Annotated in this window: 20 protein-coding genes and 1 tRNA gene; 15 read left to right on the top strand and 6 right to left on the bottom strand. The window is 62.9% G+C overall.

What is annotated here, in order from left to right; genetic code table 11:
- Nucleotides 1-134: 134 nt before the first annotated feature.
- Nucleotides 135-587, top strand: coding sequence for an Lrp/AsnC ligand binding domain-containing protein (locus tag FJ492_RS00095; RefSeq protein WP_140502695.1), 453 nt, complete (start codon nt 135-137; stop codon nt 585-587).
- 1 nt (nt 588) lies between these two features.
- Here FJ492_RS00095 and FJ492_RS00090 read toward each other — a convergent pair whose 3' ends face one another.
- On the bottom strand, nt 589-1,788 hold the full coding sequence (locus FJ492_RS00090) for a cytochrome c peroxidase (RefSeq protein WP_140711380.1): 1,200 nt from the start codon (nt 1,786-1,788) through the stop codon (nt 589-591).
- A 7-nt stretch (nt 1,789-1,795) separates the two neighbouring features.
- The gene (locus FJ492_RS00085) at nt 1,796-2,245 is read right to left on the bottom strand and encodes a FixH family protein (protein ID WP_140502693.1); all 450 of its coding nucleotides are present in this window, start codon (nt 2,243-2,245) and stop codon (nt 1,796-1,798) included.
- Between the two features lie 151 nt (nt 2,246-2,396).
- Between FJ492_RS00085 and FJ492_RS00080 the strand changes: the two genes are divergently transcribed.
- The gene (locus FJ492_RS00080; protein WP_140767928.1) at nt 2,397-3,320 is read left to right on the top strand and encodes a sugar kinase; all 924 of its coding nucleotides are present in this window, start codon (nt 2,397-2,399) and stop codon (nt 3,318-3,320) included.
- A 5-nt stretch (nt 3,321-3,325) separates the two neighbouring features.
- Here the strand turns inward: FJ492_RS00080 and FJ492_RS00075 are convergent, their stop codons facing one another.
- From FJ492_RS00075 to FJ492_RS00065, 3 genes are all read right to left on the bottom strand, one after another.
- Nucleotides 3,326-4,348: an aldose epimerase family protein gene (locus FJ492_RS00075; protein WP_140502690.1), complete on the bottom strand. Its 1,023-nt coding sequence runs from the start codon at nt 4,346-4,348 to the stop codon at nt 3,326-3,328.
- A gap of 85 nt (nt 4,349-4,433) precedes the next feature.
- Nucleotides 4,434-5,891: an NAD-dependent succinate-semialdehyde dehydrogenase gene (locus FJ492_RS00070; RefSeq protein WP_140711378.1), complete on the bottom strand. Its 1,458-nt coding sequence runs from the start codon at nt 5,889-5,891 to the stop codon at nt 4,434-4,436.
- Nucleotides 5,892-6,074: 183 nt separating this feature from the next.
- Nucleotides 6,075-7,025: an AEC family transporter gene (locus tag FJ492_RS00065; RefSeq protein ID WP_140711377.1), complete on the bottom strand. Its 951-nt coding sequence runs from the start codon at nt 7,023-7,025 to the stop codon at nt 6,075-6,077.
- A 106-nt stretch (nt 7,026-7,131) separates the two neighbouring features.
- Here FJ492_RS00065 and FJ492_RS29405 point away from each other — a divergent pair, with 106 nt between their 5' ends.
- From FJ492_RS29405 to FJ492_RS00020, 11 genes are all read left to right on the top strand, one after another.
- A complete protein-coding gene (locus FJ492_RS29405; RefSeq protein ID WP_281408062.1) occupies nt 7,132-7,386 on the top strand; it encodes a caspase family protein in 255 nt (84 codons plus the stop codon).
- Nucleotides 7,352-9,607, top strand: a complete 2,256-nt coding sequence (locus FJ492_RS00060) for a caspase domain-containing protein (protein WP_348641898.1) — start codon at nt 7,352-7,354, stop codon at nt 9,605-9,607. The genes FJ492_RS29405 and FJ492_RS00060 overlap by 35 nt, the downstream gene beginning before the upstream one ends.
- Nucleotides 9,608-9,645: 38 nt before the next feature.
- Nucleotides 9,646-10,077 carry a hypothetical protein gene (locus FJ492_RS29020; RefSeq protein WP_246675837.1) on the top strand — a complete coding sequence of 144 codons (432 nt, stop codon included), beginning with the start codon at nt 9,646-9,648 and terminating at the stop codon, nt 10,075-10,077.
- A 100-nt stretch (nt 10,078-10,177) separates the two neighbouring features.
- Nucleotides 10,178-10,726, top strand: a complete 549-nt coding sequence (locus tag FJ492_RS00055) for a histidine phosphatase family protein (protein WP_140711375.1) — start codon at nt 10,178-10,180, stop codon at nt 10,724-10,726.
- 306 nt (nt 10,727-11,032) lie between these two features.
- A tRNA-Met gene (locus FJ492_RS00050) sits at nt 11,033-11,102 on the top strand.
- A gap of 356 nt (nt 11,103-11,458) precedes the next feature.
- On the top strand, nt 11,459-12,070 hold the full coding sequence (locus FJ492_RS00045) for a hypothetical protein (RefSeq protein ID WP_246675835.1): 612 nt from the start codon (nt 11,459-11,461) through the stop codon (nt 12,068-12,070).
- 173 nt (nt 12,071-12,243) lie between these two features.
- Nucleotides 12,244-12,537: an acyl carrier protein gene (locus FJ492_RS00040; RefSeq protein ID WP_027029416.1), complete on the top strand. Its 294-nt coding sequence runs from the start codon at nt 12,244-12,246 to the stop codon at nt 12,535-12,537.
- Between the two features lie 55 nt (nt 12,538-12,592).
- Nucleotides 12,593-13,783 carry a beta-ketoacyl-ACP synthase gene (locus FJ492_RS00035; protein ID WP_140767926.1) on the top strand — a complete coding sequence of 397 codons (1,191 nt, stop codon included), beginning with the start codon at nt 12,593-12,595 and terminating at the stop codon, nt 13,781-13,783.
- A gap of 44 nt (nt 13,784-13,827) precedes the next feature.
- Complete coding sequence (locus tag FJ492_RS00030) at nt 13,828-15,099, top strand: beta-ketoacyl-ACP synthase (protein WP_140751681.1); 1,272 nt, start codon at nt 13,828-13,830, stop codon at nt 15,097-15,099.
- A 36-nt stretch (nt 15,100-15,135) separates the two neighbouring features.
- The gene (locus tag FJ492_RS00025) at nt 15,136-16,164 is read left to right on the top strand and encodes a zinc-binding dehydrogenase (protein ID WP_140751679.1); all 1,029 of its coding nucleotides are present in this window, start codon (nt 15,136-15,138) and stop codon (nt 16,162-16,164) included.
- A 13-nt stretch (nt 16,165-16,177) separates the two neighbouring features.
- The gene (locus FJ492_RS00020) at nt 16,178-17,161 is read left to right on the top strand and encodes a lipid A biosynthesis lauroyl acyltransferase (protein ID WP_181166080.1); all 984 of its coding nucleotides are present in this window, start codon (nt 16,178-16,180) and stop codon (nt 17,159-17,161) included.
- 70 nt (nt 17,162-17,231) lie between these two features.
- Here FJ492_RS00020 and FJ492_RS00015 read toward each other — a convergent pair whose 3' ends face one another.
- Nucleotides 17,232-17,660 (bottom strand): L,D-transpeptidase, encoded by a 429-nt coding sequence (locus FJ492_RS00015; RefSeq protein ID WP_140751677.1) that lies wholly within the window; start codon nt 17,658-17,660, stop codon nt 17,232-17,234.
- 216 nt (nt 17,661-17,876) lie between these two features.
- On the opposite strand from FJ492_RS00015, the gene FJ492_RS00010 reads away from it, so the two are divergent.
- On the top strand, nt 17,877-19,157 hold the full coding sequence (locus tag FJ492_RS00010) for an acetylornithine deacetylase/succinyl-diaminopimelate desuccinylase family protein (protein WP_140751675.1): 1,281 nt from the start codon (nt 17,877-17,879) through the stop codon (nt 19,155-19,157).
- Nucleotides 19,158-19,318: 161 nt separating this feature from the next.
- Nucleotides 19,319-20,797, top strand: a complete 1,479-nt coding sequence (locus FJ492_RS00005; protein ID WP_140711371.1) for an ABC transporter substrate-binding protein — start codon at nt 19,319-19,321, stop codon at nt 20,795-20,797.
- Nucleotides 20,798-20,922 lie beyond the last annotated feature (125 nt).

The raw sequence follows: 20,922 nt of genomic DNA, 5'->3' as shown, positions 1-20,922 counted from the left end.
GCGGCCGGCGGTCACCGGACCGAATGGCGCAAGCTAGCACAAGTGCCAGATTTCAGGCGGTCTGAAAAAATCGACACGGCAGCTCAATCGACTTATCATGTTGCCGAAAATTGCTGATTCAGGCTGCGGTTTCGATGACAGAAGACCAATTAGACCGCATCGACAGGAACATCCTGTCGGCATTGGCCAGCAACGGCCGGCTTTCCATGTCGGAACTGGCCGCCAGGGTCGGCTTGTCGAAGACACCGGTGCAGGCGCGGGTGAAGCGGCTGGAGAAGGACGGCTATATCAGGGGATACCAGGCGATCATCGACCGCGAACGCATGGGCGAAGGCCATGTCGCCTTCGTCCAGGTGAAATTGTCGGACACCCGATCCGCCGCGCTCGATGCCTTCAACCGGTCCGTACAGGCCGTGCCGGAGATCGAGCAGTGCCACATGATGGCGTCGAGCTTCGACTATCTCCTGAAGGTCCGCACCCGCGACATCGCCGCCTACCGCCGCGTGCTCGGCGAGCGCATCTCGGCCCTGCCCCACGTCGCCCAGACCTCGACCTTCGTGGCGATGGAAACGGTGAAGGATAGGTAACCTATTCCGACAACGTCTTCAGGAACGCCACCAGTGCGGCGCGCTCGTGGTCGGACAGCTCAAGCGGGTGAATTTCAGAGGTGCCCTCAACACTTCCTGCTGCTTTGGCGTAGTGCGCCACAACCTCGTCGAGCGATGAAAACTGCCCGGCATGCATGTAAGGCGGACGCGTCGCCGCACCGCGCAGCGACGGCGTCTTGTAGGCGCGCACAAGTTCCGGCGCATCCTTGACCATGAAGCGCAGTTCGCCGCAGGCACTGGCGTCGCCATCGCGATAAGCGCCGAAGCAGTTGAACGGGTCGGCCTCGACTTGGGCCACCGCATCGACGCGCCCACGATCCGCCGGCAGGCCGGCAACAGGCGGCACGCCCGTGTTGTGAAAACCGTTGTCGCTCAAGCGCGGGCCGTTGTGGCAGGTCACGCAATTGGCCTTGCCGATGAACAGTTTCAGCCCAAGGATTTCTTCTTGCGAAAAGGCCGCATCGCCTTTCGGCTCGGCACCTGTGGCAAGGTCCAGTGCAAAGCGGTCGAAGCGCGTCGGCGACGGCTCGATCGAGCGTTCGAAAGCGGCGATCGCCTTGCCTATATTGGCGTAGACGCGGTTCACCGCATCACGCTGCGCGCCGCTCATCGCGTTCCAGGCTGTCCTTTCGGCATCGCTTCCGAGCGGGCTGGCATTCGGCGGAATGCCGGACAAATCAGGCAATGGCCCGAAGATCCGCTCATAGCGTTCGCCGAAGCGTGTCTTCATGTAACGCGCATAGGCGGTGCGGTTTCCAGCCTGTTCCAACGGGTTTTCGAGGGGGGTCAGCGCCTGCGCCCACAAGCTATCGCGACGTCCGTCCCAGAAGAACCAGGGGTCGCGCGCCACACCGGCCAGTGGCATGGTGCGCCGGTTGGTGCGCCCAACGCCGACGGCCTGCGGCAGGTCGTCCTGGAACTGGCGGTCGATCTTGTGGCAGGTCGAGCAGGACACCGTACCGTCGCGGCTCATCCCGACGTCGAAGAACAGCGTCGAGCCAAGTGCGGCGGCGGCTGGCACATCCGCAAAGCGATTGGTGGTGTCCGGCTTCAGCGCTGGCAGTGTGTTCAATGCCAGCGAAGCAATCATTTTCTTCTCGGCATCGGAAAAATCCGGCTTGCCGCAACCGGCAAGGATGGCCGCCACCGTCAGCGCAAAAAAGCAGAAAAAGCGCCTCATCGACCGCTCACAGCACCACGTTGAACAGCACAGTGTCGGAGCCCGCGCCGGACGATATGGCGAAACGCAGTTGCCACCAGCCGCTCATGGTGAATTTCACCCCTTCGATGCGGTAGCGTCCCTCGCCCAGATAATCGGTCGCCTGCGGGCTGGTCGGCAGACCGTGATTGTGTTGCGGCATGCCGCCGGAGATGGTGATCGCGGCTCGCTCCACCGAAGCCCCTGTCTTTGTCTTCAGCGTCAGCAGCCAGGATTCCAGCTCGCCCTGCCGCACCACGCCGCGTTCCGGCACGAAACTCGCTACGTACAATCCATTGTCGGTTTTCTTGGTCCGCGAGACATCCGGGCCGACGGGCTGTGCCGAATGCGGCGCCGTCAGATAGACGGCCGCGAGAACGCCGACCAGCAAAGCAGCCAGACCAAGACCTGCCAGGAAATAACGCCATAATGATGCCAAACCGGTTCCTCTTCTGCGGATAACGTTCTGCCGGGCGGATCGCATCCCGCCAGCCTGTGGGAAAACGCTGTGGCGGAAAAAAGCCTGCTTGCCAAGCATGGCGCTGCGTCCGCCAAAAAGCTACAGCACCGAAATCACTGGAGGATTGCAGATGGTGGGAAACGGCGTCGCCTCGATCGGCGAATGCATGCTCGAACTGTCGGGACAGACCGGCCCGAACTGGCGCATGGGCTTTGCCGGCGACACGTTCAACACGCTGTGGGCGCTGCATGCGCTGAGCGCTGACCGGCCGGCAACATATGTCTCGGCCTTCGGCGACGACCCCTTCTCACAGGGCCAGATCGCCTTCTTCGCAGAAAACGGCATCGGCATCGGCTCCAGCCCGGTCGTACCGGGCGCGCGCCCCGGCCTCTATGCGATCACGCTGACCGGCGCCGAGCGCTCCTTCACTTACTGGCGCGGCGACGCCGCCGCCAGGCAGCTCGCGTCGGATCCAGCGGCGTTGTCGAAAAACCTGGAAAATCAGGCGCTTGTGTATTTTTCCGGGATCACTTTGGCAATTCTCGACGAGGCCTCGCGCAAGGCACTGCTGGTTGCCGTGGCTAAGGCACGCTCGGCGGGCTCGCTGATCGCCTTTGATCCGAATTATCGGCCACGGCTCTGGCGCCGCCGCGAGGATTCGCAGGCAGCGATCGTCGAAGCGCTCGCCGTCACCGACATTGCATTGCCGACTTTCCCGGACGAACAGATGCTGTTCGGCGATGACACACCGCAGGCGACCGCTGATCGCCTCGGTCAATTGGTCAAGGAGGTCGTGGTCAAGAACGGCGAAGCGCCGGCGTTGGTTGCCGAGGGTGGAGCGCTGCGGGAGGTCGCCGCAATCCATGTCGCGGTGCCCGTGGATACGACAGGTGCCGGGGATTCCTTCAATGGCGGCTATCTCGCCGCACGGCTTGCCGGGTTTGGTCCGACGGACGCTGTCCGCCACGCGCACCGCGTTGCCGCTGCCGTGGTGCAGGTCCGCGGGGCGCTGGCGCCGTTCGAGACGCTACGAGCGGCGTTCGACAAGCCCTGAAAAAGCTAACTCTGCCGGAAGCGATATTCGGTCACGTGGTGGTAGATCGCGCCCGGCCATAGCGTCGCCTGCGGGAAATAGGGCCGGTTCGGCGCGTCCGGCCATATTTGCGGCTCCAGGCAGAAGCCGCTGAAGGCCTTGTAATTCCGTCCTTCCAGACCGATGCGCGGCGTCACATATTGCCCGGTGTAGAGCTGGACCCCGGGCTCCGTGGTCCAGACTTCCATCTCGACGCCGGAATTCGCCCCTTGCACCCACGCTGCCTGCTTGAGCGGCCCGCGCGCCGCGGCCAGGCAGAAATTCTGGTCGTAGGGCAGCTGTTCGCCCTCGGTCTCCATGCGCAGCGGCCGCGCCTGACGAAAATCGAAGGGCGTGCCGTCGACCGGCTTGACCACGCCGGTCGGGATCATGTCGCCGTCGACAGGCAGATAGGCGCCGGCGTTCAGCATCATCCTGTGGTCGAGAATGTCGCCCGTGCCGCCATCATCAAGGTTGAAGTAGGAATGCTGGGTGAGATTGCACGGCGTCGGCTCCTCGCAGGTCGCCGTCAGTTCGACGCTGAGCGTGCCGGGAATTTTCAGCCGGTAAGTGCAGGTAACGTCGAGCGCGCCGGGAAAGCCCATCGCGCCATCGGGATCGTGCAATGTCAGCGTGACGAAGTCCCTGCCATGCAGTGAAACCGCCCATGGACGGTGCGAGTAGCCTTGCGAGCCGCCATGCAGCGTATGCTTGTCCAGGAAGTTGCGCTCGGTCTGGTAGCGGTTGCCGCCAATTGTGAAGCGGCCGTCGCCGATGCGGTTGGCGTAGCGCCCAACCACTGCCCCGAAGAAGCCGGTGTCGGTCTCATAGGCCTCCAGATTGTTGTAGCCGAGGACCAGCGGCGCGTCGTGCCCGATCAGGCGCAGGTCCTGGACGATGGCGCCAAGCCCGATGACGTTGGCGCTGAGGCCGCCGCCCCTGATCGTAAAGCGGCGGATCGGTTCGCCTGCCTGCGTCGTGCCGAAAACCTCGCCGTCCTTCATCATCATGCCCGCAAATGCCAGTGGATCCAAAGGACTTCGGCTGGTTGTTCAGCCTGGGGCAGGTTTACCAGCCTGCCCCAACACCAGCCTATCAGAGGCCGAGGCCGCCGATGCACACATATTTAGTATCGAGGTAATCCTCGATGCCCTGATGTCCGCCTTCCTTGCCAAGTCCGGATTCCTTGACGCCGCCGAACGGCGCTTCCGGAGTGGTGATCAGCCCTTCATTGACGCCGACCATACCGTATTTCAGGCCTTCCATGACCCGGAAGGCGCGGCCGAGATCGCCGGTGTAGAAATAGCAGGCAAGGCCGAACTCGGTGTCGTTGGCGAGCGCGACGGCCTCTTCCTCGGTTTCGAACTTGAACACGGGTGCGACCGGGCCAAAGATCTCTTCCTTCATGAAGCGCATTTTCGGCGTCGCGTTGGCGATGACCGTCGGCTGGAAGAACGAGCCGCCCAGCGCATGGCGATGACCGCCGGCGACGACCTTGCCGCCCTTCGAGGTGGCATCGGCGATCAGCTCCTCGACCTTCTCCACCGCCTTCTCGTCGATCAGCGGCCCCTGCTGGACGCCCTCTTCGAGGCCGGAACCGACCTTCAGGCCGTTGCTGGCTGCAGCGAGCTTCTCGACGAACTTGTCGTAAACACCGGCCTGGACGAGGAAGCGATTGGTGCAGACGCAGGTCTGGCCGGAATTGCGATATTTGGCGGTGATCGCGCCGGCCACGGCACGCTCGACATCGGCGTCGTCGAAGACGATGAACGGCGCGTTGCCGCCGAGTTCCATCGACACCTTCTTGACGGTGACCGACGATTTCTGGATCAGGATCTTGCCGACCTCGGTCGAGCCGGTGAAGGTGATCTTCTTGACCAGCGGATTGGCGCAGATCTCGTCGCCAATCTCGCCGGCCGCGCCGGTCAGGATGTTGACGACGCCCTTGGGAAAGCCGACTTCCTCGGCCAGCGCTCCCCAGGCGAGACCCGAATACGGCGTCTGCGAGGCCGGCTTGACCACGGCGGTGCAGCCTGCGGCAAGTGCGGGACCGAGCTTGCGGGCCAGCATCGAGGACGGGAAATTCCACGGTGTGATGGCGGCAATGACGCCGACCGGTTCCTTGGTCACCAGGATGCGACGGTCCGCCCATGGCGAGGGCACGACGTCGCCATAAGTACGGCGGCCTTCTTCGGCGAACCACAGGATGTAGGCGGCGGCCGAACCGATCTCGCCCTTGGACTCGAACAGCGACTTGCCCTGCTCGATGGTGAGCAGTTCAGCCAGCACGTCCTGATTGTCCATCATCGCATCATGCAGCTTGCGCAGCAGCTTGGAGCGTTCGAGCGCGGTCGTCTTGCGCCAGGTCTTGAAAGCTTCGTCGGCCGCCTCGATGGCACGGCGTGTCTCTGCCTTGCCCGACTTCGGCACCGTGCCGATCTTGAGGCCGGTGGCTGGATTGTTCACATCGACCGTCTGGCCGCTGTCGGCCTGCACCCATTCGCCGTTGATGAGATTGGCCTGGCGCATGAAATGGCTGGTTTTCTGAAGCATGGTCTAGCCTCCGTTCGGCGCTCACGGGCCGCTATCTGGATGTCTTCGGTAAAGCGCAGGCAGGGCCGCACGCTGGAGCCATTGCTCTTAACCTAGGGAAAGCCTCGCAAGCAATCGCAAGATGGCATATAGGGGTTGGACCAGCGCAAGACGAGAGCGGGTTGGCATGCGCCGTCGTCAATCTCACCCGAAGACATGCAGGACCACCATCAGCCAGAAGGCGGTGGTGAGGACCGCGCAAGCCGTGGCGATGGTCATCTGGTTCGATGCCAGCGCCTGGCCGGTGTTGAACTGCACGGCGATGAGATAGGAATTGATGCCGGACGGCAGCGCCGCCACCACGACCGCCACCTTGGCAGTCAACGGCGGCAGGCCGAGCAGCCAGACGAAGGCAAGAACCAGCGCCGGCATCAGGAACAGCTTCAGCGCCGAAAGCGCCAGGGCCGGCCGGACATTGCCTGATATGCCGAAGCGGCGCAGGCTGAGCCCCATGGCAAACAGCGCCACCGGCCCGGCCGTATTCGCCAGCGCATCGACCAGCCGCATGACGAGACCGGGCAACGGCACGCCGCTGAGCCGCCATGCCAGCCCCAGGATAATGCCGATGATCAGTGGGTTGATGAACAGCCGCCTCAGGAAGCTGCGGATGACGCGCAACGGATGCACATGGTCGCCGCTGCCCCGGCCGAACATCTCGAACAGCACGATCGAAGCCATCATCATGATCGGCAGATGCACCGAGACCAGCAGCGACAGCACTTCGAAGCCGCTCGGACCAAATATGCCAAGGATGAAGGGGGCACCGAGCAGCACCACATTGGAATAGGCCGATGACACCCCGCCGACGACCCCGGCGCGTGCATCGCGACCAAAGATTCGCGTGGTGACGACATGGCCCGCCGCCCAGGTGATCGCCACGGCGGTAAAATAGGCACCCCATAGCGGCCATGGTGCCACGCCATGGAAATCGGCCTTGACCATGGTCTGGAACAGAAGCAGCGGCATTGCCACGGAGACCGCGAAGTCGGATATCCCCTCGCCGCTCGCCGGTCTCAGATAACCTGTGTACCCGGCGAGATAGCCGAGCGCGACAAGACTGAAGACGAACAGGACGGTTTCGGTGAGCGGAGACATTTTTCAGGGATAGGCGAGCCACGGTCGCGGCGCAATCGCGCCCGAATTTGATCATCGTCGGCTGCCAGGGTTATAGAGGGCTTGGATCATCAGGGCGGAACGACAAATGACCTTTGTCGAAACCTCGAAACTGCGTCTTTTCCGGCGTGCGTGGCTGACGTTGTTTGCCGCCATGCTTGTCTCCGTTGCCGCGTCGATGCTTCAGGCTGCCGAGGCAAAAGACCTCAAGGGCGTGGCGCTGATCGTCGGCCAGTCCAGATACGAACACATCGCTGCCCTGCCCAACCCGGCCAATGATGCCCGCGACATGGCCAAGATGTTGACCGATCTCGGCTTCGACGCCCGCAACGTCCGACCGTGATGCGAGCAAGCTGAAGCGCGATCTCGAACGCTTCGTCGAGGATGCCGAAGGCGCCGACGTCGCCCTCATCTACTACTCGGGTCACGGCATCGAGGCTGGTGGCGAGAATTATCTGGTTCCGATCGACGCCGACGTCTCGTCGCTCAAGGATGCCGATCAGGCATTGGTGCCGATTTCCGCCGTCATGGACGAATTGAAGAAGACCGTGCCGGTGACGATCATCCTGCTCGATGCCTGCCGCACCAATCCGTTTCCATCAAATGCCATGGTGCGGCGTGCGCCGACCGCCTCGGCCGAGCCGATCGGCGCCGGGGGACTGGAACCGGTGCGCGGCGCCAAGGCCCTCGGCAACGCGCCGGCGGCCGATGCGAGCCTCGGCACGGTGATCGGCTTCGCCGCGGAACCCGGCCGTCCGGCACTCGATGGCGCCGCTGGCGAAAACAGCCCCTATGCGGCCGCCCTGCTGCGCCACCTCGTGGCGATGAAAGGCACCGAGTTCGGCTCGGTCATGCGCATGGTCACGGAAGAGGTCTATCTCGACACCAAGGCGAAGCAGCGCCCCTGGGTCAACGAAACCCTGCGCCGCCTGCTCTATTTCGGCGTGGCTCCGCCGGAGCCGACCGGCGATGACGAGCTGATCACCGGTGAGCGGCGGCAGTTGCTGCTGGCCATTTCCGATCTGCCGGACCCCAAGCGGGCACAGGTGGAACTGGCATCGCTGCAGGAGGGCGTGCCGCTCGATGCACTCTATGGGGTGCTGCGGGCACTCGGCACCGAGAAAATCCCCGAAGATCCGACCGACCTGCGGAAAGTGCTCGATGCGCAGGCCGAGCGCCTGAAGAAGATGATGTCCGAGCGCGCCGCGTTGCGCACCGACGACCCGGAGATCAAGCGTCTGGTCGCCTCCGCCGACAAGGCCATCGGCCAGGGCGCGATCGCCACGGCGCGAAAATTCCTCGATGATGCCGTGGGGCGGGTCGAGGAGACCAACGACACGGTCGACCAGGCTGAGGAATTGATCAAGCAGAAGCGCATCGCCGATGCCGCGATCTACGCCAAGCGGGCCGACGCGTCGGCGCTGGTCTTCGAGTACAAATCGGCCGCCAACGACTACGCCAAGGCGTTCTCGCTGGCCGAGAAATGGGATGACAAGCTGCGCTGGAACTACAAGAACCAGGAGGCGGAGGCGCTTAATTCCTATGGCTACGCCACCGGCGACCTGGATGCTCTGCAGCACGCGATCGAAGCTTATCGCGCCATCCTGAACTTCATTCCCAATGGCGAACAGAATCGCGACTGGGCCATCACCCGCAACAACATGGCCGTGGTGCTGCAGAACATCGGCGAGCGCGAGACCGAGATCTCGCATCTCGAAGAGGCCGCGCAGATATTACGCGATTCGCTCGCCGTGTTCGAACGTGTGAAAGACGATCTCAACTGGGCCGCGGCCCAGAACAATCTCGGCAACGTGCTGTTGAAGATTGGCGAACGCGAGAGCGACCCGAAGCGCTTGAACGAGGCGGTAGCGGCGATGCGTGCCACGCTGGAGAAGCGCCCGCGCGACAAGATTCCCCTCGACTGGGCTTCCTCGCAGAACAATCTTGGCCTCGCGCTCTATGCGCTCTCCGAACGTGAACCCGGCGGCGAGCATCTGGCCCAGGCGGAAGCGGCCTACCGGCTGGCGCTCGAGGAATACGCGCGCCAGAAGACGCCGGTCGAATGGGCGATGGTCGAGAACAATCTCGGCAACACACTTGTGACCCTCGGCATCCAGCTCAACGACAAGGCCAGGATCAACGAGGCCGTCGACGCCTTTCGCGCCGCGCTCGAAGTGCGAACCCGCGACACATTCCCCGTCTCCTGGGCCACCAGCCGGCTCAACCTCGGCAATGCGCTGAGTGGTGTCGCCCGTTTTGACACGGGCACCGGCACGCTTGAAGAGGCGGCGGCAGCCTATGACGATGCATTGACGGTGTTCACCAGGCAGCGCTTCCCGATGGATTGGGCGTCGGCGCAGAACAATCTCGGCTCGATCTACCAGACGCTTGGCCAGCGCACCCGCGACGCATCCAGGCTGGAGCAGCCGGCCGCGGCATTCCAGGCGGCCCGCCAGGTCTATGTCAGACGGAAATTTCCCCTCGATTGGGCGATGAGCTACTATAATCTCGGCAACACGCTCCAGCTTCTTGGCGCGAGACCAATCCGCGGCAATGGGGGCTGAGTCAGGCTGGCCTCGGCTCGACGCTGCATTGGTTGAGCATGAGCAATGCCGACCCCAGGACCTTGCAGGATTCGATCGCCGCGCGGCGTGCGGCGCTTGAAGTGCTGACCATCGAGACGGCACCCGTCGACTGGGCCAACGCCCAGAACGGTATCGGTATGAGCCTCCTCAACCTCGGCAACATCGAACGGACCGGCAAATATCTCGATAACGCCGAGGCGGCTTTCACGGCGACGCTGAAAGTGTTCACCAGGGAAAGTCAGCCCATGCAGTGGGCCTTCGAACAGAACAACCTTGGCGACATCCACTGGAACCGCGCCAGCTATGGCGGCGGCAAGCCGGAATACCTCAAGGCGATCGCGTTCTTCGAGAACGCCAAACAGGGCTTTACCGAAGCCGGCTACACAATCCCCATCCCGCTCACCGACCAGAAGATCGATCTGGTGAGGCAGCAGCTCGCCAAAAAGTGAGGCTTGAGACGCGGCCGACGCCCGGCTTGTCTTTGTGCCCGCTTTCCAATCTCTATATGCGAATGGTTGGAGCCCGATACGGACTCATGGAAGGGTGGCGATGATCCGGTTAGCCTTGGCGTTGTTCCTGCTTGTCGTCCCCGCCGCCGCGCACGCGACGGACGCCGGCTGGGCGCTGCTGCGCGACGGCGGCCATGTCGTGCTGCTGCGCCACGCCATGGTCACCGGCACCACCGACCCGGCCAATTTCGAGATCGGCAATTGCGCCACCCAGGTCAATCTGTCGGCGCGCGGCAAGCAGCAGGCAAGCAAGATCGGCGCCCTGTTTGCCGCCCGCGCAGCTCCGATCGAGCGCATTCTGTCCAGCCGCTATTGCCGCTGCCTCGACACGGCGCGCACCGCCTTCGAGGCCGAGCCGGAGCTTTTTGCACCCCTCGACCTTTTGAAGAGCGATGCGGCGGAGAAGGCGGCGCAGATCGCGGCGGTGATGAAGGAAATCCGCGCCTATACCGGTTCCGACAATATGGTCATGGTCACCCATCTCGAAAACATCGTGGCGCTGACCGGCGTATCGCCGCGCGAAGGCGAAGCAGTGGTGGTCGAGCCGCAAGGCGACGGCTTGCGCGTGCTCGGCCGCGTCACCTTCTGAGACCGCAACTCCCCGATCGCAGGCGCGGCAACCAGTGTTGCCGAAATGCCACCGCCGCAAGAAGCCGCGATTTGGCCGCGACAATGCCGCTTGCGACAACCCGTCGCAGGGACTATAGGCGCGCTCCCGGTCACGAAAACCGAAGCGAGCACAACGGTTGGAGCTTTCGTCTCCGCCCGTGCAGGCGGCTTTGCCGCCCTGTATACGGCGCAGCTTTGGGGATTGGGGTCGCGGATGTAGCTCAATTGGGAGAGCGCCGGACTTAATCCGGAGGTTGTGGGTTCGAGTCCCGTCGTCTGCACCACGGATAGCTCAGTTTGGTTAGAGCATCAGACTCATAATCTGATTGTCGAAGGTTCGATTCCTTCTCCATTGGCCTGATAAGCCAGCACCCTGCCAGGTGTTATCTGAAAACGGTCCGGGGACTGGAATGCTGAAGACCTGACGGACGGCCGAAGCCTTCGGGCCAAAGCCGTATCGAAAGGTCCGATGCCATCGGCTCGCGGCCAGGCTCGCGGTGATGGTCAAGGCGCAGCGTCGCCGGCAAGGGAGGTTTTGGCCTCCGGCGCCCGCTTCGCTGCCCCGCGATCCGCTCCCGAAGGCCCGCCACGGATTGATGCCACCAGTCCCTGGATCATTCGTGCCGGAATTCGAAGCGAAACGAGAAACGAAGGGAAGATCGACGCATGACGTGACGCCTCGCATGGGGCCATGCCCGACAGGAGTAAGACAATGACGACTATTCTCGACAAGGTTCTTGGGCGCGAGCGCGTCCTCGTAAGGGAAAACGAACGTGCCCTCACCCTCCACAAGGGGGAGATCAAGGCTGTCCTGCTGCCGGGTGAGCACTGGCTCGCCAACCGGAACCAGAGCCTTGAGGTGTCCCGGCACGATTTGAAGAACCCGGAATTCGTTTCGGCGTACGAGAAGGCGTTGTTCGACAAGCTCCCGGACGTGGCTGCGCGTCATTTTACCGTCATCCGCACCGGACGCACGGAAGTCGCCGTCATCGAGCGTGACGGCAACCTCCATTCCGTGCTGGCGCCGGACCGCAAGCTGGTGCTGTGGACCGATGCCGGACCGTGGAAGGTGACGGTGGTCGACACCTCGGCCGATCTTGCCATCGATCCGGCGGTCGTGCGCCGGCTCGGCCAGGCTCGGAAGGCGGAATTGATGTCCGTTCACCCCGTTGTCGACGGCCAGGCCGGGCTGCTGTTCATCGACGGTGTCCTTGTGCGGACACTTGCCGCTGGCGTGCACGGCTTCTGGAAGGTCGAGCGGCTGACTGTCCACAACGGAACGGGCGGGCTGCTGAACGACCTGGTCAAGCTCCGCGACAGCTGAGCTTACGTTACGTCAATGGAAGAGCCGCCGGGTCAACCGGCGGCTCTTCTTGCGTTTCCTGGGCACCCTGCCCATCCGCGCCCGGCTATCAGGCCTTTTCCTGCCGGAAAAAACCGATTAGACAGCGCCCAAACGAATGCGGACAGATTCCGCCCGCAAAGAAGGAAAAGCCCTTGTCCACCACGAACTCCACCACGTTCGACAAAGTCGCCAAGATCATTGCCGATACCAGTGAGATCGATATCGACACGATCACGCCCGAGAGCCACACCATTGACGATCTCGGTATCGACAGTCTCGACTTCCTCGACATCGTCTTCGCCATCGACAAGGAATTCGGCATCAAGGTGCCGCTGGAAAAGTGGACCCAGGAAGTCAATGACGGCAAGGCTTCGACCGACGATTACTTCGTCATGAAGAACCTGTGCGCCAAGATCGACGCGCTGGTTGCCGCCAAGACCGCCTGAGGTCATCAGGGCGCGTGACTTGACGCGCTCCGCCGCCTGACCCACAAAGCCGCCCATGAGCAGCCCCCACGACGTCGTCATCACAGGTATCGGCCTTGTTTCCTCGCTGGGGGAAGGTCCTGACGCCCATTGGCAGAAGCTGGCGCAACCCGGCCGGGAGCCGGTGCTCGAAGCCGCGCGCTTTGCACCCTACACCGTCCATCCGCTGCCCGAGATCGACTGGAACCTTCAGATCGCCAAGCGCGGCGACCAGCGGCAGATGGAGACATGGCAGAGGCTCGGCACCTATGCCGCGGGCCTCGCCCTGGACGATGCCGGCATCAAGGGCAATGACGAGCTGTGCACCACCATGGACATGGTCGTGGCAGCCGGCGGCGGCGAGCGCGACGAAGCGGTCGACGCTGACATTCTCGCCGCTTCGGAAAGCCGCAACGACCGCGACGTGCTGCTCAACGAGAAGCTGACCACAGAGCTGCGCCCAACTCTGTTCCTGGCGCAGCTTTCCAATCTGCTCGCAGGCAACATCTCCATCGTCCACAAGGTGACGGGCTCGTCGCGCACGTTCATGGGCGAGGAAGGCGCCGGCGTCGCCGCCGTCGAGACGGCGGCCGCGCGAATCCGCTCCGGCCAGTCGACGCACATCCTGGTCGGCGGCGCCTTCCAGACTGAACATTCCGACATGCTGCTCGGCTATGAACTGGCCGGTTATCTGCATCGCGGCCCGTGGAGGCCTGTCTGGCGAAGGCAGGGCGCCGAGGGCGGCGGCGTGGTGTCAGGTTCCGGCGGAGCCTTCCTGGTGCTTGAGCAGCGCGAACACGCGGCAAGCCGCGGGCGCAAGATTTACGCGGAGCTCGGACAAATCGTGTCCGGCCGCGCCAGGCGGTCGCGCGGAGAACTCGACGCCGAGATCGCTCTCCTGCTTAAAAAGGCGGCGCCGCCGAACGGCAAGCTGCTCGCCATGTCCGGCGCGTCCGGCGCACATGCGGCAACCATTGCCGAGAAATCAGCGCTCGATGCCGATCCGGCAATCGCCACGCGCGGTTTCTCGACGCTGACCGGGCATATGAAGGAAGCACAGTTCCCCTTCGCCGTGGCGCTGGCGGCATTGGCTGTCGACCGCAAGGCCGCCTACCCTGTTTTTGACGCTACGGCCGAAAAGCCATTCGAAGGCATTCCCGCGAGCGTCCTTGCAACGGCGATCGGCTATCACCAATTCGAGGGCATGGCGCTGGTCAACGCCGCCTGAGGCGCGTTTCGCGATCATGCCGCAGAGATGAGAGGGGCTCCCGGATGGCCAAGTTCAGAGATCACATGGGCAGGCCCGTTGTCGCCGTCACCGGCATCGGGGTTGTGACCTCGCTCGGCGTCGGCAAATCAGATAATTGGGCAGCACTGACTTCGGGCAAGTCGGGCATTCACCCGATCACCCGTTTCCCGGTCGATCACCTCAACACGCGTATCTCCGGCATGGTCGATTTTCTGCCGTCGAGCTCCAAGGGAGCAAGCCTCCTCACCTATGAGCTTGCGGAAACCGCTGCGCAGGAGGCCGTTGGCGAAGCCGGCCTGAATTCCGGTGATTTCGGCGGCCCTCTGTTCCTCGCCTCGCCACCGGTAGAACTCGACTGGCACGACCGCTTTTCGCTCTATAATTCCGACAAGCAGGATTCCGGCGCCGAAAGGCTGCTGCGTGTGGCGCGCGGCCTGAAGGAGCTTGATGTTTTCGAAACCACCCAGTTCGGTTCGATCGCCGACCGGCTCGCCGACCGGTTCGGCACGCGCGGCCTGCCGATCACGCTCTCGACAGCTTGCGCGTCCGGCGCGACCGCCATCCAGCTCGGCGTCGAGGCGATCCGCCGTGGAGAATGCGACCGGGCCCTGTCGATCGGCGCCGACGGTTCGGCAACCGCCGAGGCGCTGATCCGCTTCTCGCTGCTGTCGGCTCTTTCCACTCACAACGACAATCCGGGAAAGGCTTCCAAGCCGTTTTCCAAGGACCGTGACGGCTTTGTGTTGGCGGAGGGGTCCGGCGCTCTGGTGCTGGAATCGCTGGAGGCGGCGCTCGCCCGTGGGGCCGCCGTTCTTGGCATCCTCAGCGGCTGTGGCGAAAAGGCCGACGATTTCCACCGCACCCGCTCCAAGCCGGACGGTTCGCCGGCGATTGCCGCTGTCCGGGCCGCACTTGCCGATGCGGGCCTCGGCGAAGACGAGATCGACTATGTCAACGCCCACGGCACCTCGACGCCGGAAAACGACAAGATGGAGCACCTATCGCTGTCGACGGTGTTTGGCGAGCGCATCGGCTCTATGCCGATCTCGTCCAACAAGTCGATGATCGGCCACACACTGTCGGCGGCGGGCGCGGTCGAAGCGGCGTTTTCGCTGATGACGATGCGCGAAAGCGTCATTCCCCCGACCATCAATTATGACAATCCCGACCCTGCGATCGTGCTCGACGTCGTGCCGAACAAGAAGCGCGATGCGCAGGTTTGCACTGTACTGTCGAACTCCTTCGGCTTCGGCGGCCAGAACACTTGCCTTGTCATGGCGCGGGAACCGGTCTAAGCGAGCCCTTTCCGCTTAACAGAACCGACAGGCTCCATGCGCGCACTGCAACTTATCGAGGACCGCCGCCTTGAAACGGTGGACCTGCCACCCCCGCCACCCCCCGCGCTTGGCGAAGTCACGCTGCGCATCAAGGCAGTGGCGCTGAACCATATCGACGTCTGGGGCTGGCGTGGCATGGCCTTCGCCAAGCGCAAGCTGCCGCTGGTCGTCGGCGCCGAGGCTTCCGGCGAGGTTGAGACGGTCGGTCCCGGCGTTTCCAGCCTGCTTCCCGGACAATTGGTGTCGATCTACGGCGCGCGCACCTGCGGCCTCTGCCGCGCCTGCCGCGAAGGCCGCGACAATCTGTGCGAACATGTTTCGGGCGTTCACGGCTTCCATCTCGACGGCTTCGCGCAGGAGAAGATCAACCTGCCGGCGCGCCTGCTGGTCCCCGCCCCGCCCGGCGTGACCGACATCGGGGCCGCGGTAGCACCCGTTACTTTCGGCACCGTCGAGCACATGCTGTTCGACAATGCCAGGCTGCAGCCCGGCGAGACGATCCTTGTCCATGCCGGCGGATCGGGCATCGGTTCGGCGGCTATCCAGTTGGCCAAGCGGATGGGCTGCACGATCATCACCACGGTCGGCTCGAACGACAAGATCGACAAGGCCAAGGCGCTCGGCGCCGACCACGTCATCAACTACCGCGACGACCGCTTCGAAGGCGTCGTGCGCAAGCTGACGAAGAAGAAGGGCGTCGACGTCGTGTTCGAGCATGTCGGCACCGACACCTTTGCCGGCTCGATGCTGTGCCTGAAGCGCGGTGGCCGCCTGGTGACCTGCGGCTCGACCTCGGGCGTGTCGACGCAGATCAACCTGATGCAGCTCTTCCAGCAGCAGTTGAAACTGCTCGGATCCTTCGGTTGCCGCATGGAGAACATGGCCAACGCCATGCAGAAGATGGCCGTGGGGCAGGTCGCGCCGGTCATCGACACCGAGGTCGGCTTCGACGATATCGATGCCGCGCTGAAGCGCATGGAAGGCCGCGACGTCTTCGGCAAGATCGTCCTGCGCGTCGCCTAGAGCCTCGATTTCCGTGCTCAAGAAACTTCGCCGCGATCTGACATTTCGCTATGGCAGACAACTGCGCCAGATGAATTACTGGCTTGTCGCGCGCGCGGCGATGATCATCATGTCGCTGCTGCGCCTGCTGCCGGTCGACAGCGCGCTGAATTTTGCCGACCGTACGGCTCGCCTCATCGGCCCAAGGGTCGGACGCCACCAGGTCGCCATCGACAATCTGCGCAAGGCCTATCCGGGAAAGAGTGATGGCGAAATCCAGGCCATCGCCTCCGACATGTGGGGCAACATGGCCCGCCTTGCCGCCGAATACATCTTTTTGGACGCCCTGTTCGACTATGACCCCGCCGCCGGCAAGCCGGGTCGGGTTGAGGTCAAGGGAACAGAGCACTTCGTCGAGATCGCGGCCGAGAAGCAGCCGCATATCGTCTTCACCGGCCATCTCGGCAATTTCGAGCTGCTGCCGGTGGCGGCCGCGACCTTTGGCATGAACATCACGGCGCTGTTTCGGCCGCCCAACAACCCCTACCTGGCCGACTACATCCTTTCGACAAGGCGATCGACCATGGGAGGCTTGCTCCCTTCGATGGCTGGCGCCTCGTTCGCGCTGGCGGGAGTCTTGGAGAATGGCGGCAATATCGGCGTTCTCGTCGACCAGAAATTCTCCAACGGCCTGGACACGACCTTCTTCGGCCGTCCCTGCCAGAGCAACCGCGTGCTCGGCACCCTTGCCCGTCACTATGACTGCGACGTCTACCCGGCGCGTTGTGTCAGGTTGCCAGGCAACCGCTTCCGGCTCGAGATTGAGGACAAGCTGGTCTTGCCGCGCACGGCCGACGGCAGCGTCGACGTCCACGCCACCACCCAGATGCTGAACGACGTCGTCGAGCGCTGGGTGCGCGAGGATCCCGGCCAGTGGATGTGGTTCCACAAAAGGTGGGAGATCAGCAACTGGCGGCGAAAAAAGCGGCCGAACCCGGCTCCCGCCTCAAACACCTGAGCAAGCCGCTGGCGGGAACGTGGGTTCCTCCGCCAGCAGACAAAGCCAATATCAGTGAACCGCCAATTGCCTAATTGGTGACGACAATACGCGTATTGCCGAATCCGACCTCGCGCACCATCGAATAGAAGGTTGCGGCATTTGCCGTATGCAGCCTCACGCAGCCATGCGAAGCCGGGCGGCCGAGCTGCCTGACGGCGCCTGTTCCATGGATGGCATAGCCGCCATGGAAGAATACGGAATAAGGCATCGGCGACATTTCGTATTTGCGCGAATACCACATCCGCGCCGTGCGTTGCGGCCGGTAGGTGCCGCGTGGCGTGAAATAGCCTGGCCGAGCGGTCGACACGGCCCACCGATAGACCGAAACGCCATAGCGGACCGTCATTGTCTGCGACGACACGTCGATATTCGCCACCAATGTGGCCGCCTCACTTGCGACCGATGCGCCAAACAGCGCAACAACCAATACTGCTGCCTTGAGAAATGACATTTTCATGCGATCAAACCCCTTTGATTGCCCCTTGCCTGCTCGCCATCACGTTCTTTTTCACCTTTTTAATGGCGGTGAACGGATAACACACAGTCCTTGATCAATTCGCCAATCCAAAGCAGCTAATTTGAACGATTTCCCGCGATAGTTGCCGCAGGGACGCGCTGCACGGATTGATCGACGGGCTTGCAAAACCACGGCGATCGCTGCTCAAATCGCGGCATGAACGAGCGACTCCTCAAGGCAATCGATATCAGGCGCGACGAATTGGTGGCGCTGACCGCCGACCTGATCCGTTTTCCGACCGTCAATCCACCCGGCGAAGCCTACAGGCCATGCGCCGACTATATCAGTGCGCGGCTAAGGAAACGTGGCTTTGAGACCGAGTTCATCCGCGCCGAAGGCACGCCCGGCGACACCGATCGCTATCCGCGCGTCAATGTCGTCGCCCGTTTCGACGGCCGGTCACCCGGCGCCTGCGTCCACTTCAATTCGCATATAGACGTGGTTGAGGCCGGCGAGGGCTGGACCGTGGATCCCTTTGCCGGCGTCGTCAGGGACGGCAAGGTCTATGGCCGCGGCGCCTGCGACATGAAGGGCGGCCTCGCCGCCTCCATCATCGCTGTCGAAGCCTTCATGGAAGTCTTCCCCGACTTTCCCGGCGCCATCGAGATCTCGGGCACGGTCGATGAGGAGTCCGGCGGCTTCGGCGGCGTCGCCCATCTGGCCAGGCTCGGCTATTTCTCGAAACCCAAGGTCGACCACGTCATCATCCCCGAGCCGTTGAACAAGGACCGCATCTGCCTTGGCCATCGCGGCGTCTGGTGGGCGGAGATCGAGACCAAGGGAGAGATCGCGCACGGTTCGATGCCGTTTCTCGGCGACAATGCGGTGCGCCACATGGGCGCCGTCCTGCGGGCCTTCGAGAACGAGTTGTTTCCGGCGCTCGACCGCAAGATCACGCGCATGCCGGTGGTGCCGGAAGGCGCCAGGCGCTCGACCATGAACATCAACTCCATCCATGGCGGCCAGACCGAGGATTTCCGGCCCGGCCTGCCCTCGCCCAACGTGCCCGATTCCTGCCGGCTGACCATCGACCGCCGCTTCCTGCTCGAGGAGGATCTCGCCACGGTCAAAGCCGAAGTGACCGGCATTCTCGACCGACTGAAGCGCGAGCGCGAAAAGTTCGATTATGAAATCCGCGACCTGATGGAAGTACTGCCGCTGATGACCGAGCGCGATGCGCCCGTGGTCAAGGCGGTGGCGCAAGGCATTCATGCGATCTTCGACCGCGAGCCCGACTACGTCATTTCGCCCGGCACCTACGACCAGAAGCACATTGCCCGCATCGGCCACATCTATGACTGCATCGCCTACGGACCCGGCATTCTCGATCTTGCCCACCGGCCGGACGAGTGGGTCGGCGTATCGGACATGGTGGAATCAGCCAAGGTGATGGCGATCGGGCTCAACGTGCTGCTGCGTGGCACTGCCACGGAATAATCCAGCATCGCGACAAGCTTCGACCTGCCGACAGGGCTGGCACGGCAGAAACATCCCCGGCCATCCTGCCCGGTAGCACGAAACGCAATTTACTCCCGCGCGAAATCACGCTTCTATCGCCCGGTTTGAGCACGTGTCCTGAACGCATGGGGAGTTGCACGATGAGACTGTGGAAAACCATTCTGGCCGCGGCGGTCCTTGCGCTGGCCGCCGGAAGTCAGGCCTTTGCGGCCCGGACCGACCTGGTCATCGGCATTCCGCTCGAACCGCCCCATCTCGATCCAACAGCGGGCGCTGCGGCGGCGATCAAGGAAGTGCTCTACGCCAATGTCTTCGAGGGTCTGACCCGGATCGGCCCCAATGGCGAGGTTCTGCCGGATCTGGCCGAGGGCTGGACAATTTCCGATGACGGCAAGATCTATACGTTCAAGCTGCACACCGGCGTCAAATTCCACGACGGCGCCGATTTCAGCGCCGACGATGTGAAATTCTCGCTCGACCGGGCCCGCGCCGACAATTCGGTCAATGCGCAGAAGGGCCTGTTCGCAGCCATCGACAAGGTCGAGATCATCGATCCGGCAACGGTCAAGATCACGCTGAAGAACCCGCAAGGGTCTTTCCTCTACAATATGGGATGGGGCGACGCGGTGATGGTGTCCCCCAAATCCGCCGATACCAACAAGGAAAAACCTGTTGGCACCGGCCCGTTCAAATTCCAGAACTGGGCCAAGGGATCATCGATCACTTTGGTAAAAGCCGACCATTACTGGGGCGCTCCGGTGTTCCTCGACAAAGTCGAGTTCCGTATCGTGCCGGATGCCGCGGCCTATGTGCCGGCGCTGCTGTCCGGCGACATCCAGGCCTTCCCCTTCTTCGATCCCGACAGCCTGGCACAGGTCAAGGACGACCCGCGTTTCAAGGTGGTGATCGGCTCGACCGAGGGCGAGACCATCCTGGCGATCAACAACAAGAAGCCGCCTTTCGACAAGCTGCAGGTCAGGCAGGCGATCTCGTACGCGCTCGACCGCAAGGCGATCATCGACGGCGCCTCGGCCGGCCTTGGCCTGCCGATCGGCTCGCATATGTCGCCAGCCAACAAGGACTATGTCGACCTCACCGGCCTCTATCCGCACAACATCGACAAGGCCAAGGAGTTGCTGAAGGAAGCCGGGCTGGAGAACGGCTTCAAGGCGACGCTGAAACTGCCGCCGCCCAGCTATGCACGGCTGGGTGGCGAGATCATCGCCTCGGAACTTCGCGATGTCGGCATCAACCTCGAAATCATCCCGGTCGAATGGGCGCAGTGGCTGGACCAGGTGTTCACCAAGAAGGACTACGACCTGACCATCGTCTCCCACACCGAACCCAACGACATCGATATTTATTCGCGCAAGGACTACTACTTCAACTACGACAATCCGACCTTCGACAAAATAATCGCCGACCTCAACCTCACCTCCGACGAAACTAAGCGCAAGGAATTGCTTGGCGAGGCACAAAAGATCCTGGCCGACGACGCCGTAGTCGGCTTCCTCTACGAACTGCCCAAGATCGGCGTCTGGGACGCCAAATTGCAGGGATTATGGGAAAACGCGCCTATCCAGGCCAATGATCTCACCAAGGTGAAGTGGAGCGAGTGAGGCCTGTGGTGCGGCAGCGGTTGCGCGGGACTTCCCTTCTCCCCTTGTGAGGCCTTTGCACGGAACCGGGTTGGTGATTCCGTGCGTAAGGAATGAAGAGGGATGATTCGGATGGTCGATCGTTT

This window comes from Mesorhizobium sp. B2-5-4, assembly GCF_006441095.1.
Taxonomy (GTDB): Bacteria; Pseudomonadota; Alphaproteobacteria; order Rhizobiales; family Rhizobiaceae; genus Mesorhizobium; species Mesorhizobium salmacidum.
The sequence above is the reverse complement of the archived record's forward strand: the minus strand, read 5'-3'. Positions and strand labels throughout refer to the sequence as shown.

Coding starts and splice junctions, on each gene's coding strand:
- FJ492_RS29020 (WP_246675837.1), top strand. CDS start 9,646: ATGAGCAATGCCGACCCCAGGACCTTGCAGGATTCGATCGCCGCGCGG.
- FJ492_RS00015 (WP_140751677.1), bottom strand. CDS start 17,660: ATGAAAATGTCATTTCTCAAGGCAGCAGTATTGGTTGTTGCGCTGTTT.
- FJ492_RS00080 (WP_140767928.1), top strand. CDS start 2,397: ATGGTGGGAAACGGCGTCGCCTCGATCGGCGAATGCATGCTCGAACTG.
- FJ492_RS00035 (WP_140767926.1), top strand. CDS start 12,593: ATGAGCAGCCCCCACGACGTCGTCATCACAGGTATCGGCCTTGTTTCC.
- FJ492_RS00075 (WP_140502690.1), bottom strand. CDS start 4,348: ATGATGATGAAGGACGGCGAGGTTTTCGGCACGACGCAGGCAGGCGAA.
- FJ492_RS00065 (WP_140711377.1), bottom strand. CDS start 7,025: ATGTCTCCGCTCACCGAAACCGTCCTGTTCGTCTTCAGTCTTGTCGCG.
- FJ492_RS00070 (WP_140711378.1), bottom strand. CDS start 5,891: ATGCTTCAGAAAACCAGCCATTTCATGCGCCAGGCCAATCTCATCAAC.
- FJ492_RS29405 (WP_281408062.1), top strand. CDS start 7,132: ATGACCTTTGTCGAAACCTCGAAACTGCGTCTTTTCCGGCGTGCGTGG.
- FJ492_RS00045 (WP_246675835.1), top strand. CDS start 11,459: ATGACGACTATTCTCGACAAGGTTCTTGGGCGCGAGCGCGTCCTCGTA.
- FJ492_RS00030 (WP_140751681.1), top strand. CDS start 13,828: ATGGCCAAGTTCAGAGATCACATGGGCAGGCCCGTTGTCGCCGTCACC.
- FJ492_RS00025 (WP_140751679.1), top strand. CDS start 15,136: ATGCGCGCACTGCAACTTATCGAGGACCGCCGCCTTGAAACGGTGGAC.
- FJ492_RS00095 (WP_140502695.1), top strand. CDS start 135: ATGACAGAAGACCAATTAGACCGCATCGACAGGAACATCCTGTCGGCA.
- FJ492_RS00090 (WP_140711380.1), bottom strand. CDS start 1,788: ATGAGGCGCTTTTTCTGCTTTTTTGCGCTGACGGTGGCGGCCATCCTT.
- FJ492_RS00010 (WP_140751675.1), top strand. CDS start 17,877: ATGAACGAGCGACTCCTCAAGGCAATCGATATCAGGCGCGACGAATTG.
- FJ492_RS00055 (WP_140711375.1), top strand. CDS start 10,178: ATGATCCGGTTAGCCTTGGCGTTGTTCCTGCTTGTCGTCCCCGCCGCC.
- FJ492_RS00005 (WP_140711371.1), top strand. CDS start 19,319: ATGAGACTGTGGAAAACCATTCTGGCCGCGGCGGTCCTTGCGCTGGCC.